The 13853-nt window shown below is 74.8% G+C and carries 12 protein-coding genes; 9 read left to right on the top strand and 3 right to left on the bottom strand.

What is annotated here, in order from left to right; all coding sequences use genetic code 11:
• The first annotated feature begins 470 nt into the window (after positions 1-470).
• From ACFWU6_RS04255 to ACFWU6_RS04245, 3 genes are read left to right on the top strand one after another with little or no spacing between them, the layout of a single operon-like run.
• Positions 471-1415, top strand: coding sequence for an ABC transporter substrate-binding protein (locus ACFWU6_RS04255; protein ID WP_383806769.1), 945 nt, complete (start codon positions 471-473; stop codon positions 1413-1415).
• A 29-nt stretch (positions 1416-1444) separates the two neighbouring features.
• On the top strand, positions 1445-2395 hold the full coding sequence (locus ACFWU6_RS04250) for an amino acid ABC transporter permease (RefSeq protein ID WP_383806772.1): 951 nt from the start codon (positions 1445-1447) through the stop codon (positions 2393-2395).
• An 11-nt stretch (positions 2396-2406) separates the two neighbouring features.
• A complete protein-coding gene (locus ACFWU6_RS04245; RefSeq protein WP_362734364.1) occupies positions 2407-3159 on the top strand; it encodes an amino acid ABC transporter ATP-binding protein in 753 nt (250 codons plus the stop codon).
• Positions 3160-3251: 92 nt separating this feature from the next.
• Here the strand turns inward: ACFWU6_RS04245 and ACFWU6_RS04240 are convergent, their stop codons facing one another.
• Positions 3252-4019, bottom strand: coding sequence for a class I SAM-dependent methyltransferase (locus tag ACFWU6_RS04240; RefSeq protein WP_383978342.1), 768 nt, complete (start codon positions 4017-4019; stop codon positions 3252-3254).
• An 81-nt stretch (positions 4020-4100) separates the two neighbouring features.
• Here ACFWU6_RS04240 and ACFWU6_RS04235 point away from each other — a divergent pair, with 81 nt between their 5' ends.
• Positions 4101-4730: a CGNR zinc finger domain-containing protein gene (locus ACFWU6_RS04235; protein ID WP_383978339.1), complete on the top strand. Its 630-nt coding sequence runs from the start codon at positions 4101-4103 to the stop codon at positions 4728-4730.
• Here ACFWU6_RS04235 and sodX read toward each other — a convergent pair.
• Positions 4634-5056 carry a nickel-type superoxide dismutase maturation protease gene (sodX, locus tag ACFWU6_RS04230; RefSeq protein WP_383806780.1) on the bottom strand — a complete coding sequence of 141 codons (423 nt, stop codon included), beginning with the start codon at positions 5054-5056 and terminating at the stop codon, positions 4634-4636. The two genes, ACFWU6_RS04235 and sodX, sit on opposite strands and share 97 nt — an antisense overlap.
• A gap of 171 nt (positions 5057-5227) precedes the next feature.
• On the opposite strand from sodX, the gene sodN reads away from it, so the two are divergent.
• Positions 5228-5623, top strand: coding sequence for a superoxide dismutase, Ni (sodN, locus tag ACFWU6_RS04225; protein WP_030036761.1), 396 nt, complete (start codon positions 5228-5230; stop codon positions 5621-5623).
• Between the two features lie 99 nt (positions 5624-5722).
• On the opposite strand, the gene ACFWU6_RS04220 is transcribed toward sodN, so the two are convergent.
• Positions 5723-5908, bottom strand: coding sequence for a DUF6104 family protein (locus ACFWU6_RS04220; protein WP_383806782.1), 186 nt, complete (start codon positions 5906-5908; stop codon positions 5723-5725).
• Positions 5909-6026: 118 nt separating this feature from the next.
• Here ACFWU6_RS04220 and ACFWU6_RS04215 point away from each other — a divergent pair, with 118 nt between their 5' ends.
• The 4 genes from ACFWU6_RS04215 (at position 6027) to fxsA (ending at position 13686) form a co-directional block, all read left to right on the top strand.
• Complete coding sequence (locus ACFWU6_RS04215; protein WP_383806785.1) at positions 6027-8096, top strand: trypsin-like peptidase domain-containing protein; 2070 nt, start codon at positions 6027-6029, stop codon at positions 8094-8096.
• A 22-nt stretch (positions 8097-8118) separates the two neighbouring features.
• Positions 8119-9243 (top strand): AAA family ATPase, encoded by a 1125-nt coding sequence (locus ACFWU6_RS04210; protein WP_383806788.1) that lies wholly within the window; start codon positions 8119-8121, stop codon positions 9241-9243.
• 6 nt (positions 9244-9249) lie between these two features.
• Entirely contained in the window at positions 9250-13344 is a 4095-nt protein-coding gene (locus ACFWU6_RS04205) for an SAV_2336 N-terminal domain-related protein (protein WP_383978336.1), read from the top strand.
• Between the two features lie 150 nt (positions 13345-13494).
• Positions 13495-13686 (top strand): FxSxx-COOH cyclophane-containing RiPP peptide, encoded by a 192-nt coding sequence (fxsA, locus tag ACFWU6_RS04200; protein WP_383806794.1) that lies wholly within the window; start codon positions 13495-13497, stop codon positions 13684-13686.
• The last annotated feature ends 167 nt before the right edge of the window (positions 13687-13853 follow it).

The following is a 13853-nucleotide window of genomic DNA, read 5'->3' as shown; positions in this document are numbered from 1 at the left end:
AGGGGTGGGCGGGCACCGCGTCCGTACTCCGCATCGACGGTTGGCCCGTCTCCGCGGAGGGGAGGTTCGTACGCGCGGGCGCGCCGCACGCGCGCCCTGAGCCCCGGATGAGGGGTGTAAGGATCTGTTCTACCGGAAGAACGCTCGCCCAGACGAGTCGATTCCTGCTCGACCATAAGCCCCTTGTCACGGTTTTGGCGAAAAGTCCAAGAGCCTGCGTCCGGTGGACGGGAGTGACCGCAAATATGCCGCCGTTCGGGGGATCCGGCGGTGCATCGTGCGGCGTCGGAGGGTCCTGCCCGCACTCCTGTCCGGTCCCGGGGGTCGCCCGTTATGCGATTTTGACCTGATGGGCAGCCTGAATGCGCCAGTCCGAATGGCAAGATGCCGTAATCACACAAGGTCGCGACACTCGATGGTGCGTGCCCGACCGTTTTCGATGCTTTTCCACCTGCCGGAGGAACCAGCTCATGACCGCTAGCACCACTCGTCGTACGACCGCCGCCCGGTCCCGGATCGCGGCGGTCGGCGCCATCGCGGTCGCCGGCGCCCTGATCCTCACCGGCTGTGGTGACCAGACCGACGGCGGCTCCGAGACCAAGGGCAAGACCAGCGACGCGCCCCTGTTCTCCAAGCTGCCCAAGAAGATCCAGGACGCCGGGGTCATCAAGGTCGGCACGGACGCCGCGTACGCCCCGATGGAGTTCACCGAGGGCGGCAAGATCGTCGGTGTCGACCCCGACATCGCGGACGCCATGGCCAAGCAGCTCGGCGTGAAGTTCCAGTTCACCTCCGGCACCTTCGACGGTCTGATCACCTCGCTGGAGACCGGCCGCCAGGACGCCGCGATGTCGTCGATCACCGACAACAAGAAGCGTCAGGAAGGCCTCGACGACAAGGGCGAGAAGATCGGCAAGGGCGTCGACTTCGTCGACTACTTCTCCTCCGGCGTCTCGCTCATCGTCAAGAAGGGCAACCCGGACAACATCAAGTCCCTCGACGACCTGTGCGGCAAGACCGTCGCCGTGCAGCGCGGCACGATCTACGAGGACACCTTCAAGGCGCAGGCCGAGAAGTGCGGTGACAAGAAGCTCACCATCGAGGCGTTCGACACCGACGCCGAGGCCCAGACCCGCGTCAAGGCCGGCGGCGCCGTGGCCGACCTGAACGACTTCCCGGTCGCCGCGTACATCGCGAAGACCTCGGGCGGCGGCAACGACTTCGAGGTCGGCGGCCAGCAGAGCGACGTCGGCCTCTTCGGCATCGCGGTCTCCAAGGAGAACACCCAGCTCCGCGACGCCCTCAAGGAAGCCCTCGACGCCATCATCAAGGACGGCTCCTACGCCAAGGTCCTGGAGAAGTGGAACGTGAAGGACAGCGCCGTGCAGTCCGCCACGGTCAACGCAGGCAAGTGATCCGAGCGCTCCACTGAAGGGCAGTCATTGTGACTGACAAGATCGACAAGGGTCCGGCCGCGACTCCGCCGGCCGGACCCGGTGCCTCGGGCATCCCCTACGAGGCCATCAAGGCAATCCCCGTACGGCACTACGGCCGCTGGATCAGCGCCGTGGTCGTGGCCGTGCTGCTCGCGTGGCTGATCTACGCCTTCTCGCAGGGCAAGGTCATCTGGGGGACGGTCGGCGACAAGCTGTTCGACCCCTCGGTGATCGCCGGCCTCGGCAACACCATCATCATCAGCGTCACGTCGATGGCGCTGGGCCTCGTGCTCGGCATCCTCTTCGCCGTGATGCGGCTCTCGAACAACCCGGTCACGAGCTTCGTGTCCTGGCTGTACATCTGGTTCTTCCGCGGCACCCCGGTCTACGTGCAGCTGCTGGTGTGGTTCAGCCTCCCGCTGATCTTCCAGTACATCAACCTGGGTCCGATCTACAAGAACGAGACCGTCGACGTCATGACGCCGTTCATGGTCGCCCTCCTGGGCCTCGGCCTGAACGAGGGCGCCTACATGGCGGAGATCGTCCGGGCCGGCATCCAGTCCGTCGACGAGGGCCAGAGCGAGGCCTCGCACGCCCTCGGCATGACCCGCACGCAGACCATGCGCCGCGTGGTGCTGCCGCAGGCGATGCGGGTGATCATCCCGCCGACCGGCAACGAGTTCATCAACATGCTGAAGACCTCGTCCCTGGTCTCGGCGGTGCAGTACACCGAGCTCCTGCGGGCCAGCTCCAACATCGGCTCCACGGCCGGCGCGGTGATCGAGATGTACTTCGTCGCGTCCATCTGGTACCTGGCCCTGACCAGCGTGTTCAGCGTCGGGCAGTACTACCTGGAGCGCCGCTACGCACGCGGCTCGCTCCGCAGCCTGCCGCCCACGCCGTTCCAGCGGCTGAAGGCCAACCTGAACATGTTCCGCCGTACGGAGGTGGCGAAGTGACCGCCCAGCCTATGGTCAAGGCAGAAGGCGTCCACAAGTCGTACGGCGCCGCCCACATCCTGCGGGGCATCGACCTCGAAGTCGCCCCCCGCGAGGTCTTCTGCCTGGTCGGCCCGTCCGGCTCCGGCAAGTCGACCTTCCTGCGCTGCATCAACCACCTGGAACGCATCAACGCCGGCCGGCTCTCGGTCGACGGCCACCTGGTGGGCTACAAGCAGAAGGGCGACAAGCTCTACGAGCTGAAGGACAGCGAGGTCGCGGCCCAGCGCCGGGACATCGGCATGGTCTTCCAGCGCTTCAACCTCTTCCCGCACATGACGGCCATCGAGAACGTCATGGAAGCGCCCGTCATGGTCAAGGGCGAGTCCAAGGCGGTGGCGCGCGAGCGCGCCGTGCGCCTCCTGGACCGCGTGGGCCTCGGCGACAAGGGCGGGAACTACCCCACCCAGCTCTCCGGCGGCCAGCAGCAGCGCGTGGCGATCGCCCGCGCGCTCGCCATGGAGCCGAAGCTGATGCTCTTCGACGAGCCCACCTCGGCGCTCGACCCCGAGCTGGTGGGCGACGTCCTGGACGTCATGCGGGGCCTGGCCGAGGACGGCATGACCATGATCGTGGTCACGCACGAGATGGGCTTCGCCCGCGAGGTCGGCGACAACCTCGTCTTCATGGACGGCGGCGTGGTCGTCGAGTCCGGCAACCCGCGCGACGTGCTGGGCAACCCCCAGCACGACCGCACCAAGGCGTTCCTGTCCAAGGTGCTCTAGCAGGCCGTCCCGGCCTCGGCGGCGCCCGCGCACGGGTGAGGGGTGGTACGGAGAATCCGTACCACCCCTCACCCGTGTCCGGCCGGGGCCGCTCACCTCAGGGCCAGGACCAGCCCGTCCGACGGCGAGCGCCAGACCGTACGGGCCTCCGCGAAGCCGGCCTCCAGCAGGGTGCGGACGTGCCAGGCCTCGCTGGGGGTGTCGCCGTCGGCGTGCTCCCCGTAGATCGCGAAGCGCTCCTTCACCGGCCCGGCCAGCGCCGGGTCCGCTGCCGCGAGCGCCCACCACTCGCGCCAGTCGGGCACCCCGGACGCCTTCGCCCGGTCCATCCCGGCGTGCCGGTGGGCGTGCTCGGCCGCGTCGATGCGCGGGGTCGCCGGATCGGGCATGTGGTCGGCGTTCATGAACACCCCGCCGGGGCGCACCAGGGGTGCCAGCTGCCCGTACAGGACGCCGAGGTCCCCGCTCGGCAGCCAGTGCAGGGCCGTGGCCGTCAGGATCGCGTCGTACCCGTCGTACGGCAGGGCCGCGCGCCACCGCGGGTCCTTGAGGTCGGCGGTGACGAAGGCGACCCGGGCGTCGCCCGCGAAGTGGCCCCGGGCGATCGTGAGCAGGGCCGGATCGAGATCGACGCCCGTACTGGTGGCATCCGGGAACCGCTTGAGGAGCCGGTCCGTGATACTTCCCGTACCGCACGCCAGGTCCAGCACCCGGGGAGCCGGCCCCACGAGTGCCTCGACCATGTCCAGCATCACCCGGAACCGCTCCTCGCGGTCCGGCATGTACCACTCCTGCTGCCGGTCCCAGCTGTCCTGCCAGGCCTGCCAGTCGGACCCGGTGGTCCCCGTCGTCCCCGCCATCACGAACCCCTCCGTACGTAATACCCTCGTATCAGTCTCAGTCGTTACCGAGACCATAATCCGCAGCCGTAAGGACTACAAGTGGAAATGGCCCATTACTCGGACTACGCCGTGCGCCTGGTCAACACCGAGGAGCCGGCCCGCAACAAGGACTCGCTCACCTCGGTGGACGCGGTCCGCGCCCTGTTCGGCGCCAGCGTGCAGATGGCACGCCGCGTCACGGACACGGACGTCACCCGCTTCCGCAACGTCCGCGGCCGGCTGCGCTCCGTCTTCGAGGCCGCGGACGGCGGCGACCACGTGCTCGCGGTCGACCTGCTGAACTCCCTCCTCATGGAGTTCCCCGTCAGCCCCCAGGTCTCCGGCCACGAGACCCTCGGCGAGGACGGCGCACCCGACTGGCACCTCCATCTCGCCGAACACCCGTCGAACGCCTCAGCGGGCTACGCCGCCATGGCCGCCATGGGCCTTGCCTTCCACGTCACCGAGCACGGCCCCGACCGCCTCGGCCTCTGCCAGGCGCCGCCCTGCCGCAACGCCTACCTGGACACCTCCACCAACCGCTCCCGGCGCTACTGCTCCGACCGGTGCGCCACCCGGGCCAACGTGGCCGCCTACCGGGCCCGCAAGCGGCTCGAGGCCGAGGCGTCCGCCCACAGCGGCCGCACCGCCGACACCGCCCAGGACAGCCGCGCCCTCAGCGAGCACTGACCCCCCTCGCGGGGGCGCAGCCGCAGGAACGCCGTCGCCAGCACGAGCTCGCCCGGCACCGGACCGTAGTCGGTGCTGTCGCCGGTCTCGTTGTACGGGTTGTCGCCCAGGACCCACCAGGCGCCCCCCGGCCGGCGCTCCACCGCCCGCTTCACGACGAGCAGGTCCTGCTGGAACGGGTGGCGCAGCACCACCACGTGACCGGGGCGGACGGGCGCCCCGTAGCGGACCACGATCCCGTCGCCGTCGGACAGGGTCGGCGACATCGACGGACCCGTCACCTCCAGCACCCCGAACCGCTTCAGCGGGCTCCGGAACTCCACCATGAACGGCCTCCTCGTCACCCCCGCATGCTGCCGTACGTCCCCGTACATTCGCTCACCGGTCCCGCCGCCGCCCTGGACTTTTGTCCCAAGCCCACGGGGGTGACCGAGAAACGGGCGCCCCCAGCGAGTAACCTCCCCCTTGAGAAGACGATCACGAGGAGGACACACTCCATGCTTTCCCGCCTCTTCGCCCCCAAGGCGAAGGTCTCCGCCCACTGCGATCTGCCGTGCGGCGTGTACGACCCTGCCCAGGCCCGCATCGAGGCCGAGTCCGTCAAGGCCGTGCAGGAGAAGTACCAGGCCAACGACGACGCCGACTTCCGCGCGCGCGCCATCACCATCAAGGAGCAGCGCGCCGAGCTCGCCAAGCACCACGTCTCGGTGCTGTGGAGCGACTACTTCAAGCCGCCGCACTTCGAGAAGTACCCGCAGCTGCACACCCTGGTCAACGACACCCTGAAGGCCCTCTCGGCCGCCAAGGCGTCGAACGACCCGGCGACCGGCCAGAAGGCCCTCGACCTCATCGCCGAGATCGACCGCATCTTCTGGGAGACCAAGGCCGCCTGATCCGGCGACCCGGCCTCCCGCCCGCCCGGCCCGCCGGGCGGCGCGACCACGAGAACGGCCCGACTGCTCCGTGCAGCCGGGCCGTTCCCGTGCGTCCGCTCACTCGTCCCCGTCGTCCTCGTCGTCCAGGCGGGCCAGCCAGGTGGCCAGGCGTTCCACCGGGACCTCGAAGTCCGGGTTCAGGTCGACGAAGGTGCGCAGCTGCTCGGCGAGCCACTCGAAGGTGACCTCCTCCTCGCCGCGCCGCTTCTCCAGCTCCTCGATGCCGCGATCGGTGAAGTACAAGTCGGGCTCCGTGCCGTGATGGGGGTGTTTCCCGCCAGGATAATCCGCGACGCGGCGACACCTCCCGCCCGCGGTGCCCCCGGGGCTAGCCTGGAAGCCTCGGGAGCGGGGGGCGCGGATGACGGACGGGCGCACGGCCGGCTCCGCGCGCGCCTTCGAGCTCCTCGAACCCCTCGTCCGGGCGGCGACCGTACGCGTCCACGCGCCGCCCGGCGGGTATGAGACCCCCGGCAGCCACCTACCCGCACCCACCTGGGGGAGCGGGTTCTTCATCGCCCCCGGCTGGGTCCTGACGTGCGCGCACGTGGTCGGCGAAGGGGGTGCTGCGGTGCGTCTGACGGGGCGCGAGGTCGGCATCACCTTCTCCTCCGGCGCCCGGGGCGCCACCGGGACCGTCGCGGGGCGCGTGGAATGCGTCCTGCCCGAGCGGCTGGACGAGCGGCGGCCCGGCCTGCGCGCCCTGTGGGACCTGCCCGACCTGGCGCTGATCCGCATCCTGGCCCCCGTCTCGCACGCCTGCGTCTGGCTGACCGGCCGCTCCAGGCCCCGCTTCGACGAGGTCGCGTACTTCGGCTGCACCGAGGACCTGGGCGCTCCCGAGATCACCGGCCGCACCACCCGGCTGCGCGGAACCGCCGGCAACGGCGCCGCCATCCGGCTCGGAAACGACGACGAGATCGAGCCCGGCATGTCCGGCGGCCCCGTCGTCGACCTCGGCCGCGGCGAGGTGGTCGGCGTCGTCAAGGCCCGGCGGCACACGGGAGGCGGCGGGCTGGCCGTCTCCGTGGTGCAGCTGCGCACCCTGCCGATGCCCCCGCGGGGCCAGATCGGGCTCTACCGCCGGGTCATGCAGGCCCACGACCTCTACCACTACGACCGGCACCACAGCGACCTCGACACCCGCCGGACCTGGACGGACGTGCACGGCGAGCTGCCGTCGCCCGAGGACGGATGCGCGCAGGGGCGCGCCCGCCTCACCCCCGGCGAGCTCACCACCCTGTGCGGGCTGCTCGCCGAACTGCCCCCGCCGGGCTCCTCCGAGGTCGTACGGGCGCTGGCCGAGGCGGCGCGCGGCGAGGAACCGGACCCGCAGCCCCCGGCGCCGCTCAGTTGGCGCGACGGACTGGGCCTGCTGCACGACCCGCCGGGCGGCACCGGCGAAGCCGCCGCGATGCTCCGGTACGCGACGGACGTGAGCGTGGCCGACTACCGCGAGCCGCCCGCGCCGGGCGCCGACGAGGAGCTGTGGGACTGGGTCCGGGCCACCGCCGAGCGGCTGTGGCGGCCGCTGCGCCGGGAGCTCGGCGAGCGCCACGAACACGGACTGGCCGAGCGGGAGCGGCGCCGGCGGACCGTCGCCGGACGGGGGGCGTACGGCAGGGCCCGGCGGGACGGCGGCGTGCCGGCCGGCGCCTCGGTCCTGCTGGAGGCGTGGGCGCACGGCTGGGAGGACGTCTACGACTGGCGGGTGTCCGTCCTCGCCGGTCCGGCGCACCCGGGGCGGGTGACCCCGGTCGACTCGGGCGTACGGTCCACGCTGTCGGGGCTGCCGGAGGCGCTGCGCGCCCCGCTCGCCGAGGCCTTCCGGCGGTGCGACACCCACGAGGCGGCCGCCCTGCTCGAAGTGGCCGTCGCACCGGCGCTGTTCGGGCTGCCGGTGGACGAGTGGACGCTGGTGGGCGGGACGCCGCTGGGCGTCCAGCGGCCGGTCGTGCTGCGCCACCCCGGCGGGCCCGCGCCCCCGCGCGCCGCCGACCGCTGGGCGCGGGTCCAGCCCGGCCCGCTGCTGGACGAACGCATCGACTGCGCGAACGGGCGCCCCCGCAGCCCCGGGCCGGAGCGGCTCGCGGCGCAACCGGACAACACCGTGGCCGTGCACTGCCGGGCCGCCGCGCAGGAGCCCACGCTCGGCTCGCTGCACGCGGCGCGGGAGGCCGGGTACGGGGTGGTGGTGGGCCGCCGGCCCCCGGCCGAAGCGGGGCCGTCCTGCGCGCCGTTCCACCGCGGCCTGCGGGAGGAACTGGCCGACGCCGGCCGGGCGGAGGTCCTGCCGCTGCGGCTCCAGGCGCTGCGGGGGCGGGCGTACGGGGCGGACCCGGACGCCTACTGGGCGGCGGGAGCCGCCCTCGTATGGGACGACCCGGCACGCGCCCTGCCCGAGGACGAGCCGCTCCAGGGGGACCTGTGACCGGCAGGAGGGAGCACCTTCCATGAACGACGAGTGGCTCATCTACCGCGGTGTCGGGGAGCCCCACGACGGGATCGACGCCCTGCCCGACCCGCCGCCCTGGCGGGACTTCGACGGCGGCCCGCCCGCCGGGTCCGGCGGCCCGGCGCCGGCGGCCGACGGGAACGTGGCGCGGCGGCTCGGTGCGCACCGGCAGGCCGCCGAGCTGCACCGGCCGGAGCCGGAGGAGCTGGAGGCGATCAATGCCGCCCTGTACCTGAGGCGGCCGCTTCTCGTCACCGGCTTCCCCGGGACGGGGAAGTCCACGCTGGCACACGCGGTGGCCCACGAGTTGAAGCTGGGGCGGGTGCTGCGCTGGCCGGTGGTGTCGCGGACGGTGCTCCAGGACGGGCTGTACCGCTACGACGCCATCGCCCGGCTCCAGGACGTGCAGCTCGCGGCGGGCGGCCGGGTGCGGGCGGGCGGCGGTGCCGGGGACGGTGCCGTCCCGGGGGCCGGCGGCGGGGTGACGGCCGCCGCCGGCGGGACGGCGGCCGGAGGAGGGAGCGCGGCCGGAGGGGGGATGACGGCCGGCGGGGTGCCCGGCATCGGGAGGTACATCCGGCTCGGACCCCTCGGGACGGCCCTGCTGCCCACCGAGCGCCCGCGGGTGCTGCTGATCGACGAGCTCGACAAGAGCGACATCGACCTGCCGAACGACCTGCTGAACGTACTGGAGGAGGGGGAGTTCACCCTGCCCGAGCTGGAGCGGGTGGCCGACACCGAGCCCGAGGTGCGGGTGCTCACGGACGACGGGGCCAAGGTCGTCGTCCGCGACGGGAGGGTGCGCTGCCGGGCCTTCCCGTTCATCATCCTGACCAGCAACGGCGAACGGGACTTCCCGGCCGCCCTGCTGCGCCGCTGCATCCAGCTCAAGCTCGGACAACCGGGGGAGAAGCGGCTCGCCACGCTGGTCCGCGCACACCTCGGCGAGGAGGCGGCCCGGCTCGGGGCCGACCTGATCAGGGAGTTCCTGACCCGGTCCCAGTCCGAGCTGGTCGCCGCCGACCAGCTGCTCAACGCGATCTACCTGACCCACTACGCCGCCCCGCCCACCCGCGAGGACCTGGCCGACCTGCTGATCCAGCGGCTCGACCGTCCGAGGTGACGGCCCGTGAACCCCGTCGATCCACCGGCCGGCCCACCCGGCGGGCCGCCCGCCGGGCCTCCCGCCGCGTCCGCTGCCGCGTCCGCCGCCGAGCCCGACATCCGGGCGCTGGCCGCCCTGCTGCGCTCCGCCGGGCTCGACCCGAGCACCGAGGAGCTCGCCGACGCGCTGTGGCTCGCCGGGCGGACCACCGGGGTCGCGGGACCGGGCCGACCGGGCGATCCCGGCGGCGCGCGACCCGCCGGGACACGGCCGGCCCGCCAGGCCCCCGGGCGTCCGCCGACGGGGCGGGAGGGGGAGCCGCCGGGCGCGGAGGAGTCCGTGGCGGCAGAGGCGGCCGAGGCGGAGGCCGAAGATCCGATCAGCCTGTACGCCGCCGGGGTGCGGCCCGCTGCCGGACCGGGGGCGGACGGTGAAACTCCGGTCGAGGCAGGAGTGCCCGTGCGGGTGCCCGGAGCGGCCGCGCTGCCGCGGATTCTCGACGTCCAGCGGGCCCTGCGCGCCCTCCAGCGGCACCGGCCGGCCGCCCCGCCCGTCCGGATGGTGCTCGACGAAGCGGCCACCGCGGAGGCCAGCGCCCGGGCTCTCGGGCTGGTCGTACCGGTCCTGCGGCCGGAGAGCCGGCGCGAGGCGACCCTACGGCTGGTCATGGACGCGTCGCCGTCGATGGCGGTGTGGCAGGACATGTTCGAGGAGCTGCGGGCCGTGTGCGAGCGGCTCGGCGCCTTCCGTGACGTGCAGGTGCACCACCTGCACCGCCTCCCGGACGGGGCGCCGGGACTGGGGCGCGGTCCGCAGTCCGGTGCGGGACTGCGCACCGGGGAGCAGCTGCGCGACCCCACCGGACGGGCGCTGACGATGGTGGTCTCCGACTGCGCCGGGCCCCTGTGGCGGGAGGGCGCGGCGCAGCGGCTGCTGCACCGGTGGGCCGAGTGCACCCCGTGCGTGGTCGTACAGCCGCTGCCGCAGCGGCTGTGGGGGCGCAGCTGGCTGCCGACCGAGCGGGGCACCCTCGCCCGGGTCGGGGGCAGCGCCCGGAAGCTGGAATTCCGGTCGGACCGGCCGCCGTTGCCCGGCCGGCCCGCGGGCGGTCTCCCCGTGCCGGTGCTGCCGCCGAACGCCACCGCGCTCGGCGCCTGGGCCCGGCTCGTCGCCGGCCTGGGGACCGGACCGGTCCCGGCCGAGGTCGGGAGGGTACGGGCGAACCACCCCGCGGCCGCGGTACCGCCTCCGAGCGCCGTGCGGCCGCCCCGGGAACTCGTCGGGCGGTTCCGCTCGTCGGCCGCGCCCCGGGCCGTGCAGCTGGCGGTGTACCTGTCGGCGGCTCCGCTGACCCTGCCCGTGATGCGCCTGGTCCAGCGCACGATGCTGCCCGACTCGGAGCCGTCGGACCTGGCGGAGGTGCTGCTGAGCGGCCTGCTGCGGCGCAGCGGGCCGCCGCCCGGGCAGTGGTACGAGTTCGCACCGGGGGTGCAGGACGTCCTGCTGGGGCCGCTGGGGCGGGACGAGGCGGCGCTGGTGCTCAAGCACTGCTCGGAGTACGTGCTCGCCCACTTCGGGCGGGGCGTACGGAACTTCCCCGCGCTCGCGGTCTCCCAGTTGACGGGGGCACCGGTGGCGGTGCCGGGCCCGGGGCCGCAGGACGCGGAGCGGGCGCCCGCGGGGCGGCTGCCGCAGGCCTTCGCGCAGGTCTCGGCCAAGGTCGTACGGCGCTACCTGCCGGGGCCGCCGGACGCCGCCGGACCGGAGGCGGCCGAGGAACCCGCGGCCCCGGCCCCGGGGTCCGGGAGGGCCGCGGCGGTGCGGGCGGCGCGGGACCGGCTGGCGGCCGGGGCCGGGGAGGCGCGGGCGCTGTACGAGGCGGTGGCGGTCCTGCGGCGGGCGGTCACGGTCCCGGCCGGGCCGCAGGACCCGCCGGACGAGGCGGAGACGGAGCTGGCGGGGGCGCTGCTGCGGCTGTGGGCGGAGCAGCGGGACCCGGACCTGCTCGCCGAGGCCGAGCGGGCCGTGGCCGGCCTGCGGACGGCTCCGGCGCGGGCGGTGCTGGGGAGGGTGCTCCACGAACGGGCGCTCGCGGGCGCGCGGCCCGACGCGGAGCTGCTGGCCGCGGCGGACCGGGAGTTCGCGGCGGCCGCCGCCTCGCCGGGCGCGGGCCCGGAGCTCCGGCGCGACTGCGCGGTGCGGCGCGCGGAGACCCTCATCCGGCTGAGCGGCCTGCGGGACGACCCGGGAGCCCTCCAGGAGGCGCGGGCCGCCCTGGAACCCCTGACAGGACCGCCCCCGCCCCTCGGCCCGAACCTGTACCCCACAACGCCCGAAGACCGCACGGGGCAGCCCGCCGCCGAGACGGCGGAGGGCTCTGGCCGGGCTGTCGGGGGCCCCGACCCGGCCGCCGAGGGTCCCGGGCCGGCGGCGGGGGGCGCGGCCCCGGCCGTGGGGGGCTCTGGACCGGCTGTCAGGGGGCCCGCTCCGGCTGGTGAGGTCCCCGGCCCGGCTGCCGGAGGCCTCACCTCGGCCGGCGGGGACTCGGGTCCGACTGCTGCGGGCACCCACCCGGCCACCGAGGGCCCCGGTCCGGCGGCCGGGGGTCCGGCCCCGGCGGTGCAGGGCTTCGGCCCGGCCATGGGGGGCCCAGCCCCGGCTGGCGAGGGTCCCGGCCCCGTTGACGGGAGTCCCGCTTCGGCCCGCGGGGGGTCCGGCCCGGTCGCTGGGGGGCCCGGCGTGGTCGACGGTCCCGTACGCGCCGGTGGGAGGGGTGCGGCTGTGGCCGACGACCTCGCTTCCGGCCGGGAGCCGGGGGCCGGTCCCGGGGCGGGGTCCGGTGGCGGCTCCGATGGGCCCGGGGCCGGGGAGACCGGCACCGCGTCGGGGTCCCCGCAGGGGCCGGCCGCCGTAACGGCCCCGACCGGCGGGCGCCCCGACGCGGGCCGGACCCCCGGGGCGGCCTCCGGCGCCGGCCGGGGTTCCGTGGCCGATCCCCGGGCGGGAGCCCGTTCCCGATCCGGCAGCGGCTCGGAGGGGGACCGGGGCGGCGGGGGCACGGTCTTCCCGCGGGAGGGCGGGGCGCCGCCGGTGCGGGACGCCGAGCTGGAGCGGGCGCTGGGGCGGGTGCTGCTGGCGCTGGCCGCTCGCACCCCGGACCCGGGGGAGCGGGAGCGGCTGGCCGGGCAGGCCGCCGCCCGGCTGGCCTGGGCGCTCGGGGCCCTGGAGGACGCGGCGATCCGGCGGCGCCGCCGGATCGCCGGCGTACGGGTGGAGCTGGCCGGAGCGCTGCGGTACCTTCCCGGCCGGCTGGAGGAGGCCGCCGCGCAGGCGGAGGCCGCCTTGGCGGAGACCGGCGGGGACGCGGAGCCGCGGGTGGCCGCCCTGGTCTGCCTGGCCCGGGTGCACCGGGCCCGGTTCGCCCGGGACGCCGACCCGGCGGCGCTGGAGGACGCGGCCGAGGCGTACGGCCGCGCCCGCAGGCTGATCCCCCGGGACGCGGAGGCCTTCGCGGAACTGCTGCCCGAGTGGGGCGACGTACTCCTGGACCGGGCCCGGGCCGCCGACGGGCGGCGGTTCACCGGGACCGCCGTACGGGTGCTGCGCGAGAGCAGGTCGGCGGTCGCGCAGTCCGACCCCGGCTCCGCGCACCGGCTGATGCGGCTGGCCGCCGGGCTGCGGCTGCGGCACGCGTACGAGGGGGACCCGGTGGACCTGCGGGAGGCGGAGTACCTGCTGGAACTCGCCGTCCGGCAGAGCCGCAACCCCCTGGAACGGGCCCGCGCCTGGCGGGACCACGGCGACGTACAGCGGGAGATCCACGGCCACACCCGGGCGGCCGAACGCCTCGACCGGGCGGCGGACTCCTACCGGCGGGCCTGGCGGTCCGCACTGGAGGCCGTCCGAGAGGAGCGCCGGGACACCGCGGTCCGGCTGGCGGCCCGCGTACAGGAACTGCGCGGCGAAGTACTGGAGCACCTCGCCCGGCCCCGTGCGGCCCTGGACGCCTACCGGGCCGCGCTGGAGCTCTGGCAGCGGCTCGGCGACGCCGATGCCGACGACGCGGGCCGGCCGGAAGCGCTGCGGGCCCGGGTGCGGGCCCTGGAGACCCCCCTCTGAAGGCCCCGCCCCGGCCCACGGCCCCCCCCGCCCCGGCCCGCGCCCTCCCGGGGGCTCGTGCGCCCCCCGGGGCCCCGTTTCCCGGGGGTGGGCGGGGGGAAAGGGGAGTGGACCGCCGAACGTCCGAGGCAACAGGGGGAAACCCGGCCCATGGTGACGCAACGTCAGGAAGCAGCTCCGTCCCGCGCGTGCCCGGGACGGCTCCCGGACCTCTCCGGACTCGATCTGGCCGCTCTGCGGAGTCTCGACCACCCCGTCCTCGCCGAGGTGATCGAGGCCATGGTGGAGCGGGTCACCCACCCCGCCGAGACGCTGAACGCCTTCGACTCCGGGATCGCGTGACCCCCCGCGTCCCGCACCCCGCGTCCCGGGCCCCGCGTCCGTCGCGCGCCGCCCGGGGGCTCCCCCGGCCCGGGGCACCGCCCGCCCGGTCCGGCGCGGTTGACCACTTTCCGCCGTTAGCCGGGCCCGTCCGGAGGGCAGGGATGCACCGTCCGCAGGGGGCACGT

Source organism: Streptomyces sp. NPDC058674 (assembly GCF_042716505.1).
In the GTDB taxonomy this organism is placed as follows: domain Bacteria; phylum Actinomycetota; class Actinomycetes; order Streptomycetales; family Streptomycetaceae; genus Streptomyces.
This window is presented reverse-complemented; position numbering and strand designations above follow the sequence as displayed.

Excerpts from the sequence above, each read along its gene's own strand:
- ACFWU6_RS04255 (WP_383806769.1), top strand. The coding sequence starts at position 471 with ATGACCGCTAGCACCACTCGTCGTACGACCGCCGCCCGGTCCCGGATC.
- ACFWU6_RS04245 (WP_362734364.1), top strand. The coding sequence starts at position 2,407 with ATGGTCAAGGCAGAAGGCGTCCACAAGTCGTACGGCGCCGCCCACATC.
- ACFWU6_RS04240 (WP_383978342.1), bottom strand. The coding sequence starts at position 4,019 with ATGGCGGGGACGACGGGGACCACCGGGTCCGACTGGCAGGCCTGGCAG.
- sodX (WP_383806780.1), bottom strand. The coding sequence starts at position 5,056 with ATGGTGGAGTTCCGGAGCCCGCTGAAGCGGTTCGGGGTGCTGGAGGTG.
- sodN (WP_030036761.1), top strand. The coding sequence starts at position 5,228 with ATGCTTTCCCGCCTCTTCGCCCCCAAGGCGAAGGTCTCCGCCCACTGC.
- ACFWU6_RS04215 (WP_383806785.1), top strand. The coding sequence starts at position 6,027 with ATGACGGACGGGCGCACGGCCGGCTCCGCGCGCGCCTTCGAGCTCCTC.
- ACFWU6_RS04210 (WP_383806788.1), top strand. The coding sequence starts at position 8,119 with ATGAACGACGAGTGGCTCATCTACCGCGGTGTCGGGGAGCCCCACGAC.
- fxsA (WP_383806794.1), top strand. The coding sequence starts at position 13,495 with ATGGTGACGCAACGTCAGGAAGCAGCTCCGTCCCGCGCGTGCCCGGGA.